The organism is Arthrobacter sp. 2762, from assembly GCF_040548745.1.
Lineage (GTDB): Bacteria > Actinomycetota > Actinomycetes > Actinomycetales > Micrococcaceae > Arthrobacter.
The window spans coordinates 330,538-353,769 of record NZ_JBEPSI010000002.1; the positions used below are offsets into that span (position 1 = coordinate 330,538).

The window sequence follows — 23,232 nt, forward strand, 5'->3', positions numbered from 1 at the left end:
TCGATGTGGAATTCGGGGGATGCTTGGGGCTTTCCTTCCTTCCAAGATCAGTTAACCGCGTGCCGGAAACCAGAACACCAGTAATCGGTACTCGATTAGTAGGGCGGTTTCCCGGCCCCGATACTCTGTTGTACTCAGTCCTTTGGAGGGGCACTACTTGGTCCGGGCAGGGACAGGGCGCGGGTTACTCCATTGATTGGTGGAAATTGGTGTAATACCGCACCCACGTGGTGTTTGCGGGCATCCGGGGCTACTCAAATGGCCGCGCGTCAATTGCGGACAGCAGCCCCAAGGTCCTCGCGCCGGCGGATGCCCAGCTTGGCATAACTGCGGTACAGGTGGCCCTCCACGGTGCGGACGGAGACCATGAGTTTCTCTGCGATCTGCCGGTCAGTGAGTCCGGAAACGGCCAGCGCCACAATATCCTGTTCCCGCCGGGTCAGGGGTACGGAACGGTCTACCTCGGTGTGGGGGTCGTGGAGCTGTGCGTCGCCCAGGCTGGCCTCGCTGACGTCGCGCAACACGGCCGCCTGCCGCGCCTCCGGCCGTTTGCCCTCCGCGTCAAAGGCAATAGCGGCTTTATCGAAAGCAGTCGCCGCTGGCCCTGGCATGCCTCCGGCGGCCAGCAGGTTACCGGCGTTGACGAACGCATCGCCGGCGCCGTCTACTTGGGCGGTCGCCAGCATGTGCCAGCCACCTGCCCATGCCCCAGCCATTGACGAGGCAGTTTCCTGGATGGCTTCCATGACCTGCACGTCTCCCAGCTCAGCCCTGAGGACCAGGTTCTGGAGCAGGACGCCCGGGAGTTGATGCAGATGCGTGGAATCAGGGAGGTTCCGCAGTTTCTCCAGCCCTGTTCCTTTCTTCAGATGCTCCTTGGCGGCCAGGGTGAAGATCTCAGCCAGGGCTTCAACATAGGCGCCACCGGCAGCCGGGACCACCACTGTATCCACGGACAGGCGTTGGGCCTGTTCGTTGTTTCCTGACCTGGCGGCAGCATAAAACGCCAGCGCGTTGCCCAGACGGCGCAACCTCTGCGGGTCCTTCACACGGAGGGCCTCCACCGCGGGAGTCAGCACAGCGGTGGCCTGTTCCAAACGTCCCTGCCGGAGCAAGGACAGTCCCTTGAGCGCCTGGATATCGCCGCCGAACGTTATAAGCCCCATGGCGGAGCTGGCAGCGTAGCGGTTCAAGGCGGTCTCGGCTGCCGCCCAGTCCCCCGACTCCAGAGCGGCCAAGGCATAGCGGACCAGGATGAAGTCTGTGAAGTACAGGAGGTCGTCATGGTGTTCATCCAGCAACACCAGCGCTTCCCGGCCCATCTCCAATGCCTGCACCGCCTGGCCCTCCACCATCAGGAGCTCACACTGCATCGCCAACAGGAAAAGCTGGTTCATGACGAAATCCGGCTCGTCCACGGCAAGGCCGGCCTGGAACGTGGCAAGTCCCTCACGAAGCTCTCCATAGCGGCCGTCATGGGCCAGCGCCGCCACTTCCAAAGCTGCCGCATGCCGTCGGATCTGCTGGACCACAGGGTCCTGCGCGTTGCGGCCCGCCACCAGTGCGTCGGCGGCAGAGTGGGCGTCCGCCAGGATGTCACCCGAGCTGTCCCCCATTGCGGACCTTGCCGCCCCCCACAACAGTCCGGCACCCAGGGGCCCGGACGGATCGGCGTCCAGGAACCCGGCATCTTCCCCGAGCAGCTGCACGGCACTGCGGTAGTCGCCGTCGTTGTATTTGACCATTGCCATCACGGCACGGGCACGGGGGCGCAGCGCTTCGGAGCGAACCTTGGCAGCGGCCTCCAGCGCGAGTGGATTCTGCAGGAGTTTTGCGGCGAGGAACGCCGCCCGCAGCAACTGTTCGTCGTCGACGTCGGCACCACAGTCCAGCGCCCAACTCACCATTCGGAGCAGACCCTCCGCCGTGGATGGCTCCGCGGGCAGGTGCTGCACCATACGCTGGCGGATCTGGAGGCTACGGGCGGGCGAAACGATGTGGCGAAGCGCCTCACCATACATCGGGTGCCACATTTTCAGCGGACTACCGGCGCCATTACTGGAAACCACGAGCCTGTTGTCCATCAGCGAGCGCAGCGTATCCCTGCCCACAAGCGCGTCGAGTACAGCGGCGGGGACGGGTTCGGACAAAGCGATGATGTACATCGCCTCCCGTTCGGCCTCGCTGGTTCGCAGGACTTTGTTCCGAACCACTTCAGAGAGGCCTTCGCCGGTGCCGGAGAGGGCCCTTGTGAGGAACCAGACGCCATTTCGACGCACCAGGTTTCCGTCAGCTTTTGAGTCTTCCAGGAGGCAACGGAGGAGCAGGGGGTTGCCCTCGGAAACAGAGTGCAAAACATCTGTGGTGCTTGCCATGACCGACCCGCCCAAGGTTTTCCCGGCGAGCTCGGCCACTTCTTCCTTTTCCAGGGGATGGAGTTCGAAGCGCTCTGCCAGGCCGTCGTACCAGAGCTGGAGCAGGGCAGGAGGAAGTCCTGGCCGTGGCCTGCTGGTTGCTACGAGCCTCGCCCAGCCAGCCGTCACCAACTCGGCCAGAATCTGTGTGCTGGCCTCATCGAGGTCATGGGCGTCGTCTACAACCAGAAGGAGTCTTGCACCTTCGCTTCCGCGCCTTTTCTCGAACTGGGACCAAAACTCGCGGAGGATCGCCACCGGCGAGGTGGCCTGTTCCACAGGCAGGTCCAGGAGATAGGGCGCCAGGACACCGAAAGGAACAGCGGACAGCGCGGTACTTCCGTGGATCCGCATCACCACCATTTCGCCGGCCAAGCGGGCGGCAATCTCTGCGGCCATGGCCGTTTTGCCGATGCCGGGATCGGCAAGGAGCAGGACGGCGCCCGCCCCCTCCTGCCTCAATATTTCAGTCGCGAGGTCCAACTCCGCGTCCCGGCCAACAAGGTGCTCAGCCTGCATGGGCACGCACCCGGTTGACGGAAAATACGCTCCTCAACTCACAGGAGACCATTGAGCTCGCCTCGCGATGAGACGCCGAGCTTGGTAAACACTTGGTACAGGTGTCCCTCAACGGTCCGCACAGACACCCCAATATCCATAGCGATTTCACGATTGCTGACACCCTTTCCGGCCAGTTTGGCAATTTGCCGTTCACGCTCGGTCAACACCGGTGCGTCGCTTCGTGGTTGGATCGGCAACGCCGAGACCGATTGTTCCAGACGCTCAAGCCTAAGCTGCGCGGTCCGGGCAGCCGTGGTTTCACCGGCATTGCGGGCAAAGTCCAAGGCCATGGCCACGCACCTGGCCTCCACCACCAACAAATCCAGTGCAGCTGCGGCATCGGCGGCAGCCAGGAGCGAACGGGAACTCCGCTTCAGGGATCCGCGGGCAAGGTCGCGGGCGATCTCCGCCAAAGGGCCTTGACGGTTATTGGAAATTTCTTCCAGCAGTTTGTACTCGGCGTCCGTGCCCTCCACCGTGGCGCCGAAAAGGCAGATGCCGGCTGTTGTGAAGCGCTGCTTGGCGATGTCCTGATGGACCCTGGCCAGCAGTCGCTGTTTGACGTCCGGGTCCCCCATCCATCGCCCTGCCATTTCAGCGCAGAACTCGGCAACGGACTCGGAGAAATATGTTCCAACACCCCGGCAGGTGCGGTACAGGTCAAGGTACCGTCCGGCTTCGAGTGAATTCCCCAGCTGGGCATAGGCAAAGGCGGTAGCTGCGTAGGCAACTTTGACCATGTTCATGGCCGGGCGGAGCTCCAGCTGGGCGGCGGCGGAACGCAACGGTTCGATCGCGCAAGAGGGCTTCCCGGCGTAAGCGTAGGCAAGGCCCACGCCCAGTTCGGTGATTGCACCCCGGTACTGCAGGCGCGAAGGTGTGGAGGGCGTCCGCCGCATGAGCTCGATGCATTTCCGCCATTGACCGGACAGCAGCAGCACTCCGAAGGCATGCCGTGCGAAAGACTCCTCCAACTGCGCCGGTCTGTCATTGTTCCCCAGCTGCCGGGACACAGTGCGTGCCAGCTGCTGCGCTTCCAGTTCGCGGCCCATCACGCAGCGGGCTTCAATGAGGCAGAAAGCGGACTTGAGCCAGTGTTCCCGGTCCCCTGCAGGGTCCTTGGCCAGTTCCTCTTCCAGGTCCTCGGCCACAGCTGCGTACTCGCCCATATACGTCTGGTATTCGTAGTTGCAAAGAAGGAGCCTGTTCCGGGCCCGCGTGATCATCTCCGGAGCGTATTTCTCCGGATTTGAAACCATGGACTCCAAGGTTTCACTTGCCGCCGCGAGCACTCCGGGCACCATTGCCGAGCGGCCGTCAATCCATGTCATGGCCTGGCATTTGGCCGCTGTTACTTCTGCAAACTCCATTGGGTCCAAAGCTGCAATGTGCGCCTCTGACACCTCATCCAAAGCCTGGGCCGCGTGCAGGGGCAGATCCAACATGAGGTAGGCAGCGGACTTCAGGCGCTGCCCCGGCACCCATTCGGGGTCCTTCGGATCCAGGGAGAGTGTGCATTGGATGGCAAAGTTGGGATCGTAATCATCCAAGGCAGCCCGTCCTGCTGCCAGGGCATGCGCTGGCGACGGAGACGGTTCGTCCTCACAGGCATGCATCCACGCGGCGTAGCTCAGCAAATCCTGTGGAGCCAACCCGCCCAGCTCCGGCTCCTTGGGTCCAAGAAGCATCAGCCTCAGCTCGCGACGGCGCCGGGTACTCAGCCAGCCCCGAACAACCTCACCCACGTAGGCATCGCGAAGGGAAACCCAGTGCTCGCCGTTCCGGTCAACGTTGATCAGCCCGGATTCCTCCATCTCCACAAGCACTTCCGTGCCAAAGATCGCAGCCAGATCCACCAGTGTCGCGCGCTGCGCGCAGGCCAGGACCTCGACGACGGTCCGGTTGGCCTGCGGTTCGCGCGCCAGCCTGGAACGGACAAAGTCCTCCACAACCGTGGCGCCTTCAAGCTTGATCCGGTCCCTGAGCGTCCACACGGAATCGTTCAGGACGAGGTTGCCGGAATGGCGTTGCTCGTCCAGGAGCGCGTGCAGGAGCATCGGATTCCCACCGACGGCGGAGTGCAGTGAACCAACCAGCGTCGAGGAGACGTAGTGGCCCAGCACCGAACCGAGAACCTGCTTCGTCTGCTCTTCGCTCAGCGTGTTCAGATGGACTTCGCCCAGTTGCTCCTCAAGTACCAGCCGATGAAAATCGGCGGGGAGATCGCTGGAGCGTTGAACGGTGGCTATCACCTTGGCCGTTCCAGTGGCCATCAGGTTCAGCAGCACGCCCGTACTCATGGGGTCCATACCGCCAGCATTGTCCACGATGAAGACAGTCTGGCGGCCCGCAGCTTCTGCACGGATCAGGGAGGTAATCGCGTGGAGAATACCCGTGGGCGAACTGACGGCCTCGGACGGCAGCCTCGCCAGGAGGAATCCGAGGCACCCATAGGGAGTCTGGCCATTGGCCACCGTGTTGCGCAATTGCAGGCTGTGGATTTTGGGGCCCAGCGAGGAAACGACTGCCCGGGCCAAGCCCGACTTGCCGATTCCCCGTTCGCCCGTGAGCACCACGCCGTACGATTCCGGGGACTCAAGGTGCTTGGTGGCCCGGGACAGATCCTGGCTCCTGGCCAACAGCGACCATGTTTGCCGATCGGATGAACCGCCCACAAGGTCCGGAGCCGCAGCCCTCGCTGCGCCTCCACCGCCTCTGTTTAGCAACTCCGCCGACATTCGCATCCTTCGCTACAACATCCGCGACAGTCCCCCACCGCTTACCTGCGTACCATGCACACTACCTCCGGGCGCCGACAGTTTGGTAGGGCTAAGGGCGCCTCGAATCATCAGGCTTTCCTCAGGCTTTCCTCAAGATTTGCTCAAGCTCTTGCGGCATGATGCTTCTGCTGTGCCGCCAACAGCCCTTCATTCATGAGCAGTTCCACCGCGTCGGCCGCCTCGTCCAGCAGAAACGGCAATTCCTTCTTCTCTGCGGTTGCAAAATCCCGGAGGACAAAGTCCGCGGTATCCATGCGTCCGGGAGGCCGGCCCACCCCTACCCGCACGCGCAGATAGTCCTTTGTTGCCAGCGCCTTGGAGATATCGCGGAGGCCGTTATGACCACCCTCGCCGCCACCAATCTTGAGCTTGACGGTGTTGAAGGGGATGTCGATCTCATCGTGGACGGCAATCACGTGATCCGGTGCGATGTCGAAGAATTTGCTCAAGCCCGCCACAGGACCACCGGAAACGTTCATGTAGGTCATCGGCTTGGCCAGCACTACGCGGGGCCCGCCAATCCCCAGCCGACCCTCCACTACCTGCGCCCTGGCCTTGTGGGTCTTGAACTTGCCGCCCATCCGGGACGCCAGCTCGTCAAGCACCATCTGGCCCACGTTGTGCCGGTTGTTGCTGTACTCGCTGCCGGGGTTGCCAAGGCCAACTATCAGCCAGGTGTCAGTCATGGTCTCATCCTAGGGAATCTGGTCAGGAAATCCGGTCAGCGAATCTGCTGGGCGAAATTGGAAGAAGAAAGTGGCCGGGACCCAAGGGGACCCGGCCACTCAAAAGGCGTTTGCCTTATGCAGTCAAAGACTACTCAGCCGCTGCTGCGGTGGTTTCTTCTTCAGCTTCAGAAGCGGTCTCGGAGATACGGACCACCAGGGTGTCGCCTTCGGTGAGCAGGGTGGAACCCTTCGGCAGGACGAGGTCCGATGCGTGGATGTTCTCGCCAGCCTTGCGGCCTTCGATGTCAACCTCGACGGCGGTGGGCACGTGGGTTGCCTCGGCCTCAAGGGAAACCGTGGTGGCTTCGAGGCTGGCAACAGCACCCGGAACAACTTCACCGGAAACGTGGATGGCGATGTCGACGGTAACCTTCTCGCCAGCCTGGACGGTCTGGAGGTCAACGTGCTCGATGATCTGCTTAACCGGGTCACGCTGGATGTCCTTGACGAGCGTCAGGTGCTGCTCGCCGTCGACGTCGATTGCCAGCAGGGCGTTGGAAACGCGGACGGCCAGCGTGGTGGCGCGGCCGGGCAGGTTGATGTGGATCGGCTCTGCGCCGTGGCCGTAGATGACAGCCGGGATCTGGCCGGCCATGCGTGCACGGCGGGCAAAACCCTTACCGAATTCGGTGCGCAGTTCTGCGGTGAGCTTCTGCTCAGACATGTGTACTCCTTGATTACTGTGGCGTCCGGGAAACTCCCGGACAAGTCGATCAGCAAGGGCGGAGGTCTGTGGACCTTCTACGCCCGGCGACCGTTGCTGTCCAGCAGCAAGCCCGCCTGTGTCGAAGGAGATGCAGACCCAGTCGATAACGGAGACCCGCAATTCCGGTTCAAAACGCGCACCGGATGTGCTCTCCCTCGCCAAGGTATCCCCAAGAGTTTACCAGCGGATAGCTTCATTACTGAAAACGGGCCATCCACACGCCCGGAGGCGGCGGATGACCCGTCATGTCAGTAGTCCGGAGTCAGGCTTTGCCGTCGAACAGGCTGGTGACCGAACCGTCGTCGAACACTTCACGAATGGCGCGTGCGATCAACGGTGCGATGGACAGCACCGTGAGCTGCGGGAAACGCTTCTCTGCCGGGATGGGCAGGGTGTTGGTGACAACCACTTCGCGTGCGCCGGAATCAGCGAGGCGCTGTGCTGCCGGGTCCGAGAAAACGGCGTGCGTGCAAGCGATGATGACGTCCTTGGCACCGGCGTTCTTCAGGACCTGGACGGCGCCTGAGATGGTTCCACCAGTGTCGATCATGTCGTCAATAAGCACGCAGGTGCGGCCTTCAACCTGGCCAACAACGGTCTTCGAGACGGCCTGGTTGGGCACGGTGAGGTCGCGGCTCTTGTGAACGAACGCCAGCGGGGCACCGCCCAGGCGTTCCGCCCACTGCTCGGCGACACGGACGCGGCCGGTGTCAGGCGAAACAACCGTGATGTTGTCCGCCTCCACCTTGGTGCGGATGTAGTCGGCCAGCAGCGGGATCGCCATCAGGTGGTCAACGGGGCCATCGAAGAAGCCTTGGATCTGGGAGGTGTGCAGGTCCACGGACATGATGCGGTCCGCACCGGCGGTCTTGTAAAGGTCCGCTACCAGGCGGGCGGAAATGGGCTCGCGGCCGCGGCCCTTCTTGTCCTGGCGGGAGTACGGGTAGAACGGTGAAACAACCGTGATCCTCTTGGCAGAAGCACGCTTGAGGGAGTCGATCATGATCAACTGCTCCATGAGCCAGTTGTTCAGCGGGGCCGGGTGCGCCTGGATGACGAACGCATCGGTGCCGCGGACACTCTCAGCGGAACGGACGTAGATTTCCCCATTGGCGAAGTCATAGGCGTCGATGGGCAGGAGCTCGGTCTCCAGCTCCTTCGCGATTTCCTGCGCCAGCTCCGGATGTGCCCTTCCGGCAGCGAGAATCAATTTCTTCTCGCCGTGTGCGGTAATTTCGCTCATGCCTATTTGCCCTCTTCTGTGGTTGCTGGAGATTGTGAGGATGTGGAGGCGGGGGTCAGCAAGGACTCCTGCGCGGCCTGGGCCAGCTTCGCTGAGGTGGTGCCCGGACGGTTGGCCAGTACCCAGCCTTCGGCGTTCCGCTGCGGGGCCAAGCTAACGGCAAGTGCTCCAGGCGGGACGTCCTTGCGGATCACGGCACCGGCGCCGCTGTAAGCGCCATCACCCACAGTCACGGGAGCTACAAAGACGGTGTTTGAACCAGTCCGCACGCCCGAGCCGATCACCGTGCGGTGCTTCTTCTCGCCGTCGTAATTAGCCGTGATGTTGCCGCAGCCGATGTTGGTGTCCTCGCCGATTTCAGCGTCACCTGCGTACCCGAGGTGGGACAGCTTGGAACCGCGGCCGATGGTCACGTTCTTGGTTTCGTAGAAGGCGCCGATCTTGCCGGTCTCTCCCAGTACCGTGCCGGGACGGAGGTAGGTGAACGGTCCAACGCTTGCCCCGGCTCCAATGGTGGAACCCGAGCCGTGAGTGCGGATCACCTTGGCGCCTTCGCCAATGTTGACGTCGGTCAGCGTTGTATCGGGACCCACGACGGCGTCCCTCGCCACAGTAGTGGAACCGTGCAGTTGCGTATTGGGCAGCAAGCGGACATCTTCATCGAGCCTCACCGTGGAGTCGATCCAGGTGGTGGACGGATCCACCACAGTCACACCCGCCCGCATCCAGGACTCGACGATGCGGCGATTTAGCTCGGCGCCGAGCGCGGAAAGCTGGATGCGGTCGTTGGCGCCCTCAACCTGCCAGCGGTCCTGGGTGACGACGGCGGCAACCCGGCCACCGGCGTCGCGCGCCAGCCCGAGGACATCGGTGAGGTACATCTCGCCCTGCGCGTTGTCAGTGGTGACCTGGGTCAGCGCGTTCCGCAGCACAGCGGCGTCGAAGGCGTAAATGCCGGAGTTGACCTCAAGAATGGTGTGCTCGGCTTCGCTTGCATCCTTGTGCTCGCGGATGCCGGTGACCGTGCCGTCTTCGGCACGCAGGATGCGGCCATAGCCCGAGGCGTCGTCCAATACCGCAGTGAGCACCGTTACGGCGTTGCTCTGGGCTTCATGCGTTGCCACGAGTTCGCCCAGCAATTCGCCCGTCAGCAGGGGCACATCTCCGTAGGTGACAACCACAGTACCGGTGAGCTCGGCTTCGGCGTCGAGGGCCTTGAGGGCAACCTCCACAGCGCGTCCGGTGCCGGGGATCTCGTCCTGGTCAACGATCACGGCTTCCGGATCCAGCGCGGAGACGTGTTCTGCCACGCGATCGCGCTCGTGCCGGACAACAAGGGCGAGTTTCAGGGGGTTGATGGAACGGGCGGCGAGGAGGGCGTGGCCCACCATGGAGAGGCCGCCGATTTCGTGGAGAATCTTGGGAGTCCGCGACTTCATTCGCGTCCCGGCACCTGCAGCCAAGACGATGACTGCTGCGGGACCGGTGGTTTCGGGGCTCACGTACTGGCTCTCCTTGCTCGGTTTTGTCCCGGGTAACCCGGCTTCGGAATGCTGCCATTCCAACTATGGACCCAGGCACCGTTCGAGCTGTTCCAGGTACAGAGTGGAGCGCATTTTCCGACCGTTCCGCCCATAGGATTCGAACCTATACTCCACGGCTCCAAAGGCCGGGGTGCTGCCATTACACCAGAGCGGACCGTGCATGCTTGCACCCCCAGGCGGCAGGGCCTGACGGTTTCCCGGATCACCGGGATGCACACACAAGAATCTAGTTTGCCATGACCTTTGCATGGTTCGCGACTTGACCCGGTCTGACGGGTCTCCGGATGCCCTGTTACGGCCCTTCCCGATCAGCCGCGCAGCGGGTTAGGGCATGATGGACACGTGAGCAAGCGCACTGAACTTCCCCATCCCCCAGCCGCCCTCGAGCCCCTGGGAGACCGCCCCATACGGTTGAGGATGACGGGACAACAGCGGCGCTCCCAGCTCATCGGCATTGGCCGGGCGCTCTTCGCAGCCAAGGGCCTGGACGGCACCACGATTGAAGAAATTGCCGCCAGCGCGGGCGTCTCCAAGCCGGTGATCTACGAGCATTTTGGGTCCAAGGAAGGCCTCTACCGGCAAGTTGTCGAAACCGAATTCCGGATACTCCTGGACTCCATCACCGAGGCACTGAGCACCGAGGCCAAACCCCGCGTCCTGGTGGAGCGCGCTGCACTGGCACTCCTTGGTTACATCGAAGAGCGCACCGACGGCTTCCGGATCCTCATGCGCGATGCACCGCCCTCCCAGCCCGAGGGCGCCTTCTCCACGCTGCTCTCCCATGTCACCGCGCGTGTGGAACACCTCCTCTCGGATGAATTCGCCCGCCGCGGATTCAGCGCTGCAGATGGCGCTATGTACGCGCAGATGCTCGTCGGAATGGTGGCGATGACCGGCCAATGGTGGCTGGATAGTCGTGAGCCGGACAAACGCGCGGTAGCCGCTCACCTGGTGAATCTGGCCTGGAACGGACTGACCGGGCTGCAGAAGGAACCCGAGCTCCGCTCCGACGGCTGACCCGCAACCCTCTCTCACATCCTGACGCCTTTTCCCGGATGTTCTCTCACATCCCCACCCGTTCCCCCATCCCTCTCTCACATCCCAACCGCCTTTTCCCGGATGTTCTCTCACATCCCCACCCGTTTCCCCCATCCCTCTCTCACATCCCCACCCGCTTCCCCCCATCCCTCTCTCACATCGCGACCGGGGCCGTTGCGGTCGGACACTCGTCGCGGGCCTGTGGATGCACGTCGGAATTGCGGCTCCGCCGGTCTTGGCAGAGGCAGCACGCTGAGCGGGAAATGAAAGAGCATCCGCCAAAAATTGGCAGGATGTGAGAGAACATCCGGTCCCCCAAATCGGCCCCTGATCGAAACTTCTGCTGACGCGCTGAAATGCAGGCTTCCGGGTGCCAGCCAGAACGCGCTTTCACATTCCGGGTGACCGCTCGGCCCGTTCCTCTTCAACATCGAAGGAAAGATCAACGCCAACCCAGGATCCACCGCTAAACGGATACTCCCCCGAGCAACGGCAAAAACCCGTCGGATGTGAGAGAACGTTCGCCAAAAACCCGTCGGATGTGAGAGAACGTTCGCCAAAAACCCGCAGGACGTGAGAGAACGCCGGTCAAAAACCCGTCGGATGTGAGAGAACGTTCCTCAAAAACATGTGGGATGTGAGAGAACGTCAGAGGCGGGGCGGCGGGTATCCGGAAGCGTGCGTCAAAGCGACGAAGGAGCAGCACGCGGAGGATGCGCGCCGCCCCGCCTCTACGAAACTACTCGCCGAGGATTTCGGCGGCCTCCAGCCACTCGAGCTCCAGGCCTTCTTTCTCCTCCAGGAGTTCCTGCAGCTTGGCGTTGAGCTCGCCCAATGCGTCGAAGTCCCCGGATTCGGACTTCGCGGCCATTTGGGTGTGCAGCTTTTCCTCCTGCTGCGCTATCTTGCCAAGCTGGCGGTCGATCCTGTTGAGGTCCTTGCGGGCTTCACGCTTTTCGGCTTCGCTGGCGCCTGATGCAACGGGAGTAGAGCCACCACTCGCCGCCGTCGGGGCACCGGATCCCCCGCCAACAGCGCCGGAAGCCAGCGCCGCTTCACGAAGTTCGAGGTATTGGTCCACGCCGCCGGGCAAGCCACGGAGTTTGCCATCGCCAAGGAGTGCCATCTGGTTGTCCGTGACGCGTTCAAGCAGATACCGGTCGTGGCTCACCACAACCAGCGTGCCGGGCCAACCGTCCAGGACATCTTCGACGGCGGCCAGGGTGTCAGTATCGAGGTCGTTGGTGGGTTCGTCGAGCATGAGCACGTTGGGCTCCCCCACCAGCAGGCGCAGGAGCTGGAGCCGCCGACGCTCACCACCGGAGAGGTCGCTGACGGGTGTCCACTGCTTTTCCTTGGTGAACCCGAGCTGCTCCACGAGCTGGCCGGCGGTGAATTCCTTACCGCCTACGCTGAAGGACCGCTTTTCCCGCTCGATGACCTCAATGACCCGAAGGTCCGAGACGTCGTCGAGCTCTTTCACGTCCTGGGTGAGCACGGCGGTGACCACGGTCTTACCGCGTTTGACTTTCCCTGACGTGGGCTGGATTTCGCCGTTGAGGAGCTTGAGGAGGGTGGACTTGCCAGCCCCGTTCACGCCCACCAAACCAAGCCGTTCGCCAGGTGCGAGCCGCAGGGTGATGTTGTCGAAGAGTTTCTGCCCGTCCGCTCCGTCGACAAAATCAAGGGTCACGTTCTCAAGGTCCAGCACGTCTTTGCCCAGGCGAGCGGTGGCCATCTTGCTGAGGGCGACGGAATCCCGGGGATCGGGCACGTCTGCAATGAGGTCGTTGGCGGCTTCGATGCGGAACTTGGGCTTGGCAGTCCGGGCGGGGGCGCCGCGCCTAAGCCACGCCAGTTCCTTTTTAACGAGCTGCTGGCGTTTACCTTCGACGACGGCGGCCATCCGGTCTCGCTCGGCGCGCGCCAAAACGTAGGCGGCGTATCCGCCGTCGAACATGTCCACCATGGCGTCGTGGACTTCCCAGGTGTAGTTGCAGACTTCGTCAAGGAACCAGCGATCGTGTGTGACCACCAGGAACGCCCCTTGGTTGACGCGCCAGCGCGTCTTGAGGTGTTTTGCCAGCCAGGCCACGCCCTCGACGTCGAGGTGGTTGGTGGGTTCGTCCAGCATGATGACGTCGTGGTCTTCGATGAGGAGCTTGGCCAGCGCGACACGGCGCTTTTGCCCGCCGGAGAGTGCATGTACGTTGGCGTGCCAATCGACGTCGGCAACCAGGCCGCCCATGACTTCGCGGATCTTGGGGTTGGCCGCCCATTCGTGGTCCGCGCGGTCGCCGACGATCGCAGCGCCGACTGTCAGGTCGCCGTCGAGCACGTCGCCTTGGTCAAGGTAGCCGACGTTGACGTCCCCGCGTTTGGTGACGCGGCCGGAGTCGGGCGTCGAGCGCAAGGCGAGCAAACGCATGAGGGTTGATTTTCCGTCACCATTGCGGCCGACCATGCCGATGCGGTCGCCATCCTCCAAACCGAGGGTGACGCCGTCGAGGACAGTGCGGGTCGCGAACGAAACGGTGAGGTTTTCGCCGCCAAGCAGGTGGGCCAATGGGTACTACTTTCTACTGCTGGAATGCGGGAGCTACTAAAGGAGGGTATCGGAGATGATCCGGGCGCCGGGCACGGGTCCGTGGACGGCAACTGCAGTGTGGCCTCGATGGCTCAGCTCTTCAGCGAGGACGCTGGCGGACACCGAGTCCCTGGCGAGCAGTGCGATGGTGGGCCCGGAGCCGGACACCATACCTGCCAGGGCGCCCCGGGCTTCACCTAAGCCGATGGTGTCCCTCAACTGTGGGGCAAGCGCGATGGATGCCCGCTGGAGATCATTGATCAGCACCCGGCTGAGGGCCTCGGGATCGCCGTGGCGCAGGGCCTGGAGGATGGTGGGGTCAACGTCGACGGGCTCCGGGATTTCCACGCCTTCGGAGTCCCGGAGTCCGTCGAGGGTGTGGAACACGTCAGGGGTGGAGAGCCCGTAGTCGGCAAATACCAGCACCCAGTCCATTTGTGCTTTCGCCAGTGCGGGCGACAATTTGTCGCCAACACCGAGTCCGACGGCGGTCCCGCCCAGCAGCGAGAACGGAACGTCCGCGCCCAGTTCGGCCGCCAGGTGAGCGAGTTCCTCGCGGGAAAGGCCGCTGTTCCACAGGGCATCGCACGCAAGCAAGGTAGCGGCGGCGTCGGCGGAGCCCCCACCCATACCTCCGGCAACCGGCACGCGCTTGGTGATTTCAAGGTGGACGCCGGTTGGTTTCTCGGATAGCTCAGCCATGATGGCTGCCGCCTTGTACGCCAGGTTGCTTTCGTCAAGGGGAATATCGACGCCGTCCAGGTCCAGCGTGCTGTTAGGGCTGATGCTGACGGTAATTCCCTCAGCCTCGGTGCTGGTGGCTGCCACTTCCTCGTACAAGGAAACGGCCAGGTAGACGCTTGCCACGGAGTGGTAGCCGTCGGGTCGCAAGGGACCAACGCTCAGGGAAACGTTGATCTTCCCGGGCGCTTTGACCCGTACCGTCCGGGCATGGAAGCGATCGCCTACGTATGGCAGGCCGCTGGGTTTGCGGGTGTTCGGACTCATGCGTCCGCTGGGTGGCGGGCTTCGGCAATCCGGACGTAGGCAGAGATGTCCAGGACCTCGCCCCGGGCTGTGGGATCAACGCCTGCGGCGACGAGGCACCGTTCGGCCTCTGCCGCGCTGCCGGCCCAGCCAGCCAACGCTGCACGGAGGGTCTTTCGACGCTGGGCGAAGGCGGCGTCAATGACAGCAAACACCTGCTCCCGGGTAGCGTGCGTGGCGGGTGGGTCATGGCGCGTAAAGGCAACGAGTCCTGAGTGGATCTTCGGAGCCGGCCAAAACACGTTCATGCCGATCACGCCGGCCTTGCGCATGTGCCCGTACCAGGCAGCCTTGACCGAGGGCACGCCGTAGATCTTGCTGCCGGGAGTTGCTGCCAGGCGGTCTGCGACCTCGTCCTGCACCATGACCAGGCCGTGCTGCAGGCTCGGGAAGTGTTGGAGCAAGTGGAGCACCACGGGGACGGCCACGTTATACGGGAGGTTGGCCACCAGTGCTGTCGGCTGCACTGGCAGTTCCGTGACCCTCATGGCGTCCGAGAGGACCAGGTGGAAGTTCTCTTCAGCCTCGGGCCGCCATGCACGAACAGTTTCGGGGAGCTTCCTGGCGAGCACGGGATCAATTTCAACGGCCACAACGGTCTTGGCCGCATCCAGTAGGCCAAGTGTCAGGGAGCCCAGGCCCGGGCCCACCTCAAGCACGGTTTCCCCGGCGTCGATATTGGCGGCTGAGACAATCCTGCGGATCGTATTACCGTCAATGACAAAGTTCTGGCCCAACGTCTTGGTGGGGCGGACACCGATTTCCTCGGCTAACCGTCGGATGTCTGTGGCGCCCATCAAAGGCACGACGGCGGCGGGTTCGGAATTCGGTTCAGTCACCTAGGTATCGTATCGCCTGTGCGGGGTTACGCTGCGTGCGCGCAGCCCCAGTCGCTGAGGCCGTTCCTGGCGTAGAGGCGGTTGGCGATATCGATCTGCTGTGCTTTGGTGGCAAGGTTGGCCGTGGGGGCGTAGGCGCCGCCGCCGTTGGCCAACCAGGTGGGGCTGGAGAACTGCAGCCCGCCGTAGTAACCGTTGCCGGAGTTGATGGACCAGTTTCCGCCGGACTCACACTGGGCGATCCTGTCCCACATGGCTTCGTTCGGGGCTCCGGTGGGACCACTGGAAGTGGCAGCCTTGGCAGCGACGGGGCGGGCCTTCGTGCCGACCGCGATCTTTTCGGTGACGGGCTGGGTGGTGACATTGCTGGAAACAAGGGTGCGGGAAGCTTCACGACCATCCACCAAGACCAGTTTGAAGGTCTTCACAACGGAACCTGCGACGCCCTTTTGGGTTACTTTCTCGTCGCCCTTGTAGAGCTCGGCACTATCGGTGCTGACGCTTTCGAACGGCACTTCCTCCGTGGCTTCGGCAGTCTTGCTGGTGTCCACGCGGGAGACCTTGATCACCATGTCCTGGATGACCGGTGCGTTTCCGGGCTGGGAGACGCGGTCGCTGGCGCCCAGTGTGACTCCGGCGTCCTTCAGGACGGTGGCGACGTCGGGCGCCGTCGTGGTGGTGCTGGTGTCCTTGCCGTCAGCTACCAAGCTGATGGTCTTGGGTGTGGAGATGGAAACGAAGGAGCCCGTGACGGCCAGGGAGGCGTCCTTGGGCTGGGAGATTTCGGAGGAGCTCGCGACTCCCAGTTCACTCACCAGGCCGGCGACGTCCGGGGCGTTGGTGTTGACGGTCTTGCGGGCGCCGTCCAATTCGATGGAGACGGCCTTGGCGAGGTTGATGTTGACCACCGAGCCGTTTTCCACCTGGGTAGCAAGATCCGGGGAAACACGGTCTGCGTCCTTCAGCTCGACCTTGGCTGCTTTGACCACTTGGTCAACAGTGCCGCCGAAGGTCTGGATGGAGCTCACCTTGCCATCAACGTTCAGGGTGATGGTCTTGTTGTTGCCCACGAAGGCGACTACACCGACCACCAGTGCTGCAACAACCAGCAACTGGGCACCGACTTTGAGAAAGCTGAACTTGCCATCCGTTGTGAAGAACTTGATCACGATTGCCCATAACTCTCAGACCATCCGGGCACGGGGAAAAGCGCAAAAAATAATGCCAGCCGCAAAACTGAGGGGCCAGGCAAAAAAGCCTGGTCCCACCCTCTGCTGCCGGCATCTGCGCCGCCAAATACATTCAACTAAAGAGCCCGGACGAATCCGGACCAGTTTTCCGAAGGCCTTCCCCGACCCCGGCTACTTGTTGTACACAGTAACCGATCTGTTATAAACGGACCAAGAATTCTACATACCGGGTATTCATCGCCGTCACTCCCGCAGACGTTCGAATGCCCCCGATCAGCCCCAGGATCCGTAGGCATTTACGGTATTTTGAGCAAGCCTGGCGCAAAGTTCCGAAAGGTCATCTTCTGTCACTTCCGCCATTGAGCGAACTGTGTACGGCACCATGTAGCTCGCATTTGGCCGGCCGCGGTACGGGTGTGGCGTGAGGAATGGCGAATCTGTTTCCACCAGGATCCGGCTGGGCTCCGCAATGGACAACGCTGCCCTGAGGTTGCCCGCATTCTTGAACGTCATGGTCCCAGCAAAGGACATGTACCAGCCATTGTCATTGCAGATGCGGGCGAGTTCCTCGTCACCGGAGAAGCAGTGGAAAACTACCCGCTCAGGGGCGCCTTCCTCATTCAGCACCTGCACTACGTCATCGTGGGCGTCGCGGTCGTGGATCTGCAGCGTGAGGCCAAGCCGCTTGGCGATGTCGATGTGCCTTCGGAAGGAATACCGCTGATGTGTCAAGCCCTCACCGTGGGTTCGGAAGAAGTCCAATCCTGTCTCGCCGATGGCACGGATCCGCGGGTGGGCGGCCAGTTCCTCGATCTCTGCCAGCGCCGACTCCAGCTCCCCCCGACCCGCGTAGATGGGTGCGTCGTTGGGGTGGATGGCAACGGCCCCCAGCAAGCGGGCATCGGCCTGGACAGCTTGCACTGTGAAGCGCGAGGATTCCAGGTCACAGCCAACCTGGATCGCGCCTTGGACACCAACAGCTTCGGCGGCATCCATGGCGTCCGCAACACCCACTTCGATCAAACCGTGCCGGAAGTCCAAGTGGGTGTGGTTGTCCATCACCGGGACGGGAAGCGGTTCCGGGGCTGGCGGGTACTCTTTGCGGGACTCCGCTGCTTCTGTTGCACCGGAGGATGCGCGGTAGGGAGCGGGAGCGAGGGAATTGCACATGTTCCCACCTTAATCGGACCGCGGTCCCCCATGCTTCGGGACAAATTCCAGTTGGCACATAAATTCCCGGAGCACTATGTCAGGGACGGCCAAAGTCTGGGTAGTCTGGAACGGACAGACGGCCGACACCGGCGTTGGCCACGGCTGAAGGGCAATCCATGGAGTCCAAGCGACAAGTCACCGTTGAGCCTTCCCCACTTCAGGGCGAGGCGTACAGTGCGCTGCCCCGGGATGCCGCCTTGCTCAATGGACACAAGCCGCAGGTCATGGACGCCGAACGTTTCCACGACGCCAGCGAGCGCATCCTGGCATCCATCGGCAAGGTCATCGACGGCAAGGCGGACGCCGCAAAACTGGCCTTGACAGTTCTCCTGGCCCAAGGCCATCTCCTGCTGGAGGATGTGCCCGGTGTTGGCAAGACCTTGTTGGCGAAGACGCTGGCCCGGACCGTGGACTGCACTGTGTCCCGCATCCAGTTCACCCCCGATCTGTTGCCCTCTGATGTGACGGGCGTTTCCATCTACAACCAGTCTTCGCGGCAGTTCGAGTTCCGGCCGGGTGCCGTGTTCGCGAACATCGTGATCGGCGACGAAATCAACCGTGCCTCGGCCAAGACGCAGTCCGCGCTCCTGGAGTGCATGGAAGAGCATCAGGTGACGGTTGACGGGCATTCGTATCAGCTGGGATTGCCGTTCATGGTGGTGGCAACGCAGAATCCCATCGAAATGGAGGGCACTTATCCGCTGCCCGAAGCCCAGCGCGACCGCTTCATGGCAAGGATTTCCATGGGCTATCCGGACAGGGATGCCGAGATCGAGATGTTGGAAACGCATCAGGCAGCCTCTCCCCTCATCAACGTAACTCCGGTGGTCACAGCGGCCGATGTCGCAGCCATGATTGCAGCCGTCCAGCAGGTCTACGTATCCACGGCCATCAAGGAATACACGGTGGCGATTGGCCGGGCCACGCGTGAAAGTGCCCGCCTTCGGCTCGGCGCAAGCCCGCGGTCCTTGCTGCAGTTGCTGCGGGCCGCGAAGGCCACGGCAGCTTTGGATGGACGCGATTTTGTCCTTCCCGACGACGTCGTGGACGTGGCTGAATCGGTACTCGCCCACCGCATCATCCTGGACCGCAAGGCCGCGAGTTCCGGCGATACGCCCCAAACCGTCCTGCGGGGCATCCTCGCTTCCCTCCCGGTTGCCCAGGAACCGCCTGGCGCGTGGCGCAGGGACAAGCAAAGCGCATAGGAGACAGCGGGCATGGCACTCGTGGATCGGCTCCCCAAGCATTTGTTCACCAGCCGCGGCTGGGGATTGCTCTCCGCCGGGGTGGTCTCGCTGGTCTGCGCTTACATTATGGGCAGACGTGATCTCCTGACTCTGGCCGTCTTCTTATTGATCCTTCCCTTGGTTGCGTTGGCCGGTGTTCGGGTGTTGAAACCCAAGTTCCAGGTGTACCGGGAGTTCAATCCCTCCACCGTGGAAACGTCCACCGCCACCACCGTTCGTCTGGCGGTTGCCCGGTCCACGTTCTCCACAGGCCACGTGATCATGGAGGAACAACTGCCTCCACGGTTCGGTGATCCCCCGGCTTTCCGCTTCCCGGCCCGGTCTGCAACAGGCGGCACCAGCCGCTACGAATACCATCTGCGATCCGGCAAGCGGGGACAGTTCCGCATAGGTCCTGTTACTGCCGAGTTCAGCGACCCCTTCGGCTTGTCGCTGCGGCGTCATGCCATCGACGACGGCGACCTCCTCACCGTGACGCCGGCCGCCGTCGAACTTCCCGTAACGGGACTCGCCGGGGCGCGTGGGAACGATGGCGTAACGGCCACCCGGATCAGGGCGAACCCCAGCGACGACGACATCATGACCCGCGAATACCGGCATGGGGATCCGATGCGCCGCGTCCACTGGCCCGCCACGGCGCGGCATGGACAGCTTATGGTCCGCCAGGAGGAATCAGTCACCACTCCGGAAGCCACCATCATCCTTGACCAACGATTCGCGGCGTTCGCGTCCGGCAGTGGCTCGGTTTTCAGCTCGCACGACGACGACTCCGACCTCGTGACCAGCCCGAATTTTGAGTGGGTTGTGACAGCGGCGATGTCCATCAGCGCGCACTTGGCCGAACGGAACTACTCGCTGCGCGTCCTGGACGCCTTCGGTAGCCCGGCCTTCATTCGCTCGCCGTCGGCACCGGACCCGGGAGTGGAAGAGTTCAGTGGCGTTGCCGGCCTTCATGCCATTGCCGAAGGTTTGGCCGCCATTGAGTTGAGCGGCCCAAAACACCACTGGGTTGACCACCACAGGGCTGAACACCACAGGGCCGGAGAAAACAGTCCGGAGCATGCCCAGCGCTCCCCTGAACCCACCGGTTCCATGCCTAACCGCAGTGGGGCATCCAACCGCAGTGGGGCATCGGAGTTATCGGGCCAGGAAAGCGTTGATTCCGTCTTCGACGACCGCCTCATGGACAAGCTCGCTGCACATCGTTTGCGCGGGCCGCTTCTTGCCTTGCTTGGCAATCTGACCCTGGCCGAGGCCAAGGCGCTTGCTCCGGCGGCCGGCTATGGCGCCAACGCCTTCGCGATAGTAGTCACGGACCCTCAAAGCAACAACGAGTCCCGCAACCATGACTCCCGGACCCCGGACTCCCGCAGCAAGGACGATGTCCTGGAAACCTTGAGGCAAGGCGGCTGGAAGGCTGTCTCCGTCACGTCGAAGACACCACTGACAGCGGCGTGGTCCGGCTTCGACGAAGGCGGCCTGCTGGTTGCTGCGAGCGCGGCAATGGACGTACGGCGCGGAGCGGCGGTGCCGCGATGACCGCCACGTCCCATCGGGGGTCCCCCACAACGTACCAGCGCGGCCTACCCCAGCAGGGTGCCAGCGGAGACGGGCCTGCCCCCACTCCACTTCCACAACGAACGCAGGCTCCCGGCCTCTACCCGTGGATCATGGCTGGTTCGGTGGCCGTGGCTGTTCTCGGTGCAGCACTTTCACTGAATGGAGTATTCAGGGGCTGGGCCTGGTTCATGCCCCTGATCACCACGGTTGTAGCGGTGGCCCTGACGTTGGCGATCCTGCGGACCCTCCGGATCCAGCCTTTAGTTACCACCTTGGGTGCCTTGGCAGCGTTGGCCGGGATACTCAGTTTCACGTTCTGCCGGCAGGACAGCTTCCTGGGCTTTATTCCCACCACGGGGACCTTTGCAGCGGTAGGCCGGCTCATCAAGCGGGCCGCCGAGACGGTTGTGTCCGAGAGCGCTCCGGTAGCCCCCAACGCGGGGATTGTCTTCGTCACCTGTGCCTGCCTTGGACTACTGGTGATCCTGATCGATGCTTTGGCCGTCCCGCTATCGATGCCGGCAGCCAGTGGAATCGGACTCCTTGCGGTCATGGTGGTTCCTGCAACCATTAAGCCGCAAAGCGTAGGTGTCACAGGGTTCGTTGGGGCCACCGTGGGATATCTGCTCATTCTTGGTTGCAGCCATTGGTTCGCCCCTGACGCCAGGCTGCAGTCCGGAGCACCACGAAGTTCCGGCCAGATCAGGCGCTCCCTGGTGACGGGGGCACTGGCCCTGGGTTTGGCATTGGTTGTTCCGCTGGCCATTCCAGGGTTTGAAACCGGCACCTTCCCGCAAGGTTCGCGGCTGAGCCCATGGGGTACCTCGAACGGCCTCAATCCGATGATCACACTGGGTAACAGCCTCCGGAGTCCCACGGGGGCAGGACGCATCACGTACTCCACCAGTTCCAGCGCAGCCACCTACCTGAGGTCCGTCACTGTCGACCACTTCGACGGCGAAACCTGGGCACCGGATGACCGCTCCGCCACACGGCGGCCCGGCGTGGACCGGATAGAGCCGGGTTACTCCATCCAAGGAGAAGTCGTGAATGCGGTCACGTCCATCAACGCGGGCTTGTTCACCAGCCCGTACTTACCGGCGCCGTTCGCCCCCGTGTCCGTTAACGGGCTGAACGGCCGTTGGACCTGGGATCCGGCCACCCTCAGCATCATGAGCACCGAGACGAGCACACTGGCCCAACGGTATGTGGTCTTCTCGGCCACACCCAAGATCACTGCACAGGCCCTGTCCCAAGCCACGGGTAAGCCAAAGTCCATTTCGGAGGACTTCCTCCGAGTTCCAGGGAACCTGCCAAGCATTGTGCGCCAGACGGCGGAGCAAGTCACGTCTTCGGCAGGCAACAACTACGCCAAGGCACTGGCCATCCAGAAATACTTGCGCTCCGGTGAATTCACGTATTCCCTTCAAGCTCCGGTGCAAAACGGGTATGACGGCAACGGGTTGTCCGTGCTGGCGGATTTCCTGGCCGTGAAGAGCGGCTATTGCGTCCACTTCTCCTCCGCCATGGCGGTGATGGCCCGCGTGGAGGGCATCCCCAGCCGCATCGCGGTGGGATACGCACCCGGCCGGCTGACAGGCGAGACCGTGGCTTTGGTTGGCCAGGGATCGTTCCCTGAATATGAAGTAGACGCCCGTGATGCCCATGCCTGGCCGGAGCTCTACTTTGAAGGACTGGGATGGGTGCCCTTTGAGCCGACTCCATCGCGTGGCGTTGTTCCGGAATATGCCACCGAGTCCTCAGTCCCGGGCAGCCTGAGCACCAATGCAGACGAGAAGGACGTTCCAGGCACGGCAGTGACGCCTCCCCCGACCACCGTTCCGCTGCCGGGAGGCGACGCGCAAACTGCTGGCTCTGCGCCACGTGACCCTCTGCCAACGGTTATTGCCACGATCGCGGTGCTGCTGTTGCTCGCCGCTTTCCTTGGCTCGCCGAGGCTAAGCAGGGCAGTCCTGCGACGCGCTCGGCTAAATCCCAAGGAACCAGCGGATCGTGGATCACCGGACGCCGCATCACCGGACAGCAGATCGCCGGGTTACCACGACTCCGCAGCCCTCGCATGGGCAGAGTTGCAGGATCTCGCCACGGACTATGGCGTACCCTCCACGCCCAGTGAAACGCCACGGCACTTTTCTGCCAGACTCCGTTCAAGTTCAGTCCTGGGTGAGGCTGGGGGTCTCGACGACGCCGCCCATACCGCCGTCGCTTCACTCACCGCGGACTTCGAACGGCAACGTTATGGTCGCCCGATGGAGGCTGCATCCCCGGCGGCGGCCAGGATCACCGTCGTTCGTGAATCGTTGCGGAACAATACCAGCTGGCTGGTTCGCTTCCGCGCCAACTGGCTCCCGCCGTCGCTCATGCGCCGCTGGTTCCACGCACTCGGTGCCCCCTTCCGCGCTGTGGGGTCCCTGTTCCGGCGGACGGGGCAAGGGCTTGCCAGATCCTGGCGCGCACTCAGGGGGCTTCTTCCGCAACGCCGCTAAGACCGCAAGGCCCACTGAGGGAACAGCAA

The 23,232-nt window shown here is 62.8% G+C and carries 15 protein-coding genes and 1 tRNA gene; 4 read left to right on the forward strand and 12 right to left on the reverse strand.

Features of this window, described 5'->3' with window-relative positions; genetic code table 11:
* Nucleotides 1-269: 269 nt before the first annotated feature.
* The 7 genes from ABIE18_RS05495 to ABIE18_RS05525 all read right to left on the reverse strand — a co-directional run bounded on the left by ABIE18_RS05495 (nt 270) and on the right by ABIE18_RS05525 (nt 10,130).
* Nucleotides 270-2,933, reverse strand: a complete 2,664-nt coding sequence (locus ABIE18_RS05495) for a helix-turn-helix transcriptional regulator (RefSeq protein ID WP_499721659.1) — start codon at nt 2,931-2,933, stop codon at nt 270-272.
* Nucleotides 2,934-2,971: 38 nt separating this feature from the next.
* The gene (locus ABIE18_RS05500) at nt 2,972-5,713 is read right to left on the reverse strand and encodes a helix-turn-helix transcriptional regulator (protein WP_499721660.1); all 2,742 of its coding nucleotides are present in this window, start codon (nt 5,711-5,713) and stop codon (nt 2,972-2,974) included.
* Nucleotides 5,714-5,856: 143 nt separating this feature from the next.
* Nucleotides 5,857-6,441, reverse strand: coding sequence for an aminoacyl-tRNA hydrolase (pth, locus tag ABIE18_RS05505; RefSeq protein WP_498690405.1), 585 nt, complete (start codon nt 6,439-6,441; stop codon nt 5,857-5,859).
* 130 nt (nt 6,442-6,571) lie between these two features.
* Entirely contained in the window at nt 6,572-7,147 is a 576-nt protein-coding gene (locus ABIE18_RS05510; RefSeq protein WP_431119133.1) for a 50S ribosomal protein L25/general stress protein Ctc, read from the reverse strand.
* Between the two features lie 304 nt (nt 7,148-7,451).
* Nucleotides 7,452-8,432, reverse strand: a complete 981-nt coding sequence (locus ABIE18_RS05515) for a ribose-phosphate diphosphokinase (protein ID WP_159697849.1) — start codon at nt 8,430-8,432, stop codon at nt 7,452-7,454.
* A 2-nt stretch (nt 8,433-8,434) separates the two neighbouring features.
* A complete protein-coding gene (gene glmU / locus ABIE18_RS05520) occupies nt 8,435-9,934 on the reverse strand; it encodes a bifunctional UDP-N-acetylglucosamine diphosphorylase/glucosamine-1-phosphate N-acetyltransferase GlmU (RefSeq protein ID WP_477513777.1) in 1,500 nt (499 codons plus the stop codon).
* A gap of 124 nt (nt 9,935-10,058) precedes the next feature.
* A tRNA-Gln gene (locus tag ABIE18_RS05525) sits at nt 10,059-10,130 on the reverse strand.
* Nucleotides 10,131-10,318: 188 nt separating this feature from the next.
* On the opposite strand from ABIE18_RS05525, the gene ABIE18_RS05530 reads away from it, so the two are divergent.
* Nucleotides 10,319-10,993, forward strand: coding sequence for a TetR/AcrR family transcriptional regulator (locus tag ABIE18_RS05530; protein ID WP_499721662.1), 675 nt, complete (start codon nt 10,319-10,321; stop codon nt 10,991-10,993).
* A gap of 760 nt (nt 10,994-11,753) precedes the next feature.
* Here ABIE18_RS05530 and ABIE18_RS05535 read toward each other — a convergent pair.
* The 5 genes from ABIE18_RS05535 to ABIE18_RS05555 all read right to left on the reverse strand — a co-directional run bounded on the left by ABIE18_RS05535 (nt 11,754) and on the right by ABIE18_RS05555 (nt 17,847).
* On the reverse strand, nt 11,754-13,580 hold the full coding sequence (locus tag ABIE18_RS05535; RefSeq protein WP_499721664.1) for an ABC-F family ATP-binding cassette domain-containing protein: 1,827 nt from the start codon (nt 13,578-13,580) through the stop codon (nt 11,754-11,756).
* A 36-nt stretch (nt 13,581-13,616) separates the two neighbouring features.
* The gene (locus ABIE18_RS05540; protein ID WP_477515192.1) at nt 13,617-14,609 is read right to left on the reverse strand and encodes a 4-(cytidine 5'-diphospho)-2-C-methyl-D-erythritol kinase; all 993 of its coding nucleotides are present in this window, start codon (nt 14,607-14,609) and stop codon (nt 13,617-13,619) included.
* Entirely contained in the window at nt 14,606-15,487 is an 882-nt protein-coding gene (gene rsmA, locus ABIE18_RS05545; RefSeq protein ID WP_216924961.1) for a 16S rRNA (adenine(1518)-N(6)/adenine(1519)-N(6))-dimethyltransferase RsmA, read from the reverse strand. The genes ABIE18_RS05540 and rsmA overlap by 4 nt, the downstream gene beginning before the upstream one ends.
* Before the next feature lie 26 nt (nt 15,488-15,513).
* Entirely contained in the window at nt 15,514-16,656 is a 1,143-nt protein-coding gene (locus ABIE18_RS05550; RefSeq protein ID WP_431119121.1) for a resuscitation-promoting factor, read from the reverse strand.
* 294 nt (nt 16,657-16,950) lie between these two features.
* Nucleotides 16,951-17,847, reverse strand: a complete 897-nt coding sequence (locus ABIE18_RS05555; RefSeq protein ID WP_499721665.1) for a TatD family hydrolase — start codon at nt 17,845-17,847, stop codon at nt 16,951-16,953.
* Nucleotides 17,848-18,005: 158 nt separating this feature from the next.
* On the opposite strand from ABIE18_RS05555, the gene ABIE18_RS05560 reads away from it, so the two are divergent.
* From ABIE18_RS05560 to ABIE18_RS05570, 3 genes are read left to right on the forward strand one after another with little or no spacing between them, the layout of a single operon-like run.
* Complete coding sequence (locus tag ABIE18_RS05560; protein ID WP_431119118.1) at nt 18,006-19,094, forward strand: AAA family ATPase; 1,089 nt, start codon at nt 18,006-18,008, stop codon at nt 19,092-19,094.
* A 12-nt stretch (nt 19,095-19,106) separates the two neighbouring features.
* A complete protein-coding gene (locus ABIE18_RS05565; protein WP_499721667.1) occupies nt 19,107-20,675 on the forward strand; it encodes a DUF58 domain-containing protein in 1,569 nt (522 codons plus the stop codon).
* On the forward strand, nt 20,672-23,203 hold the full coding sequence (locus tag ABIE18_RS05570) for a transglutaminase TgpA family protein (protein WP_499721668.1): 2,532 nt from the start codon (nt 20,672-20,674) through the stop codon (nt 23,201-23,203). Before ABIE18_RS05565 ends, ABIE18_RS05570 begins: the two co-directional genes overlap by 4 nt.
* The last annotated feature ends 29 nt before the right edge of the window (nt 23,204-23,232 follow it).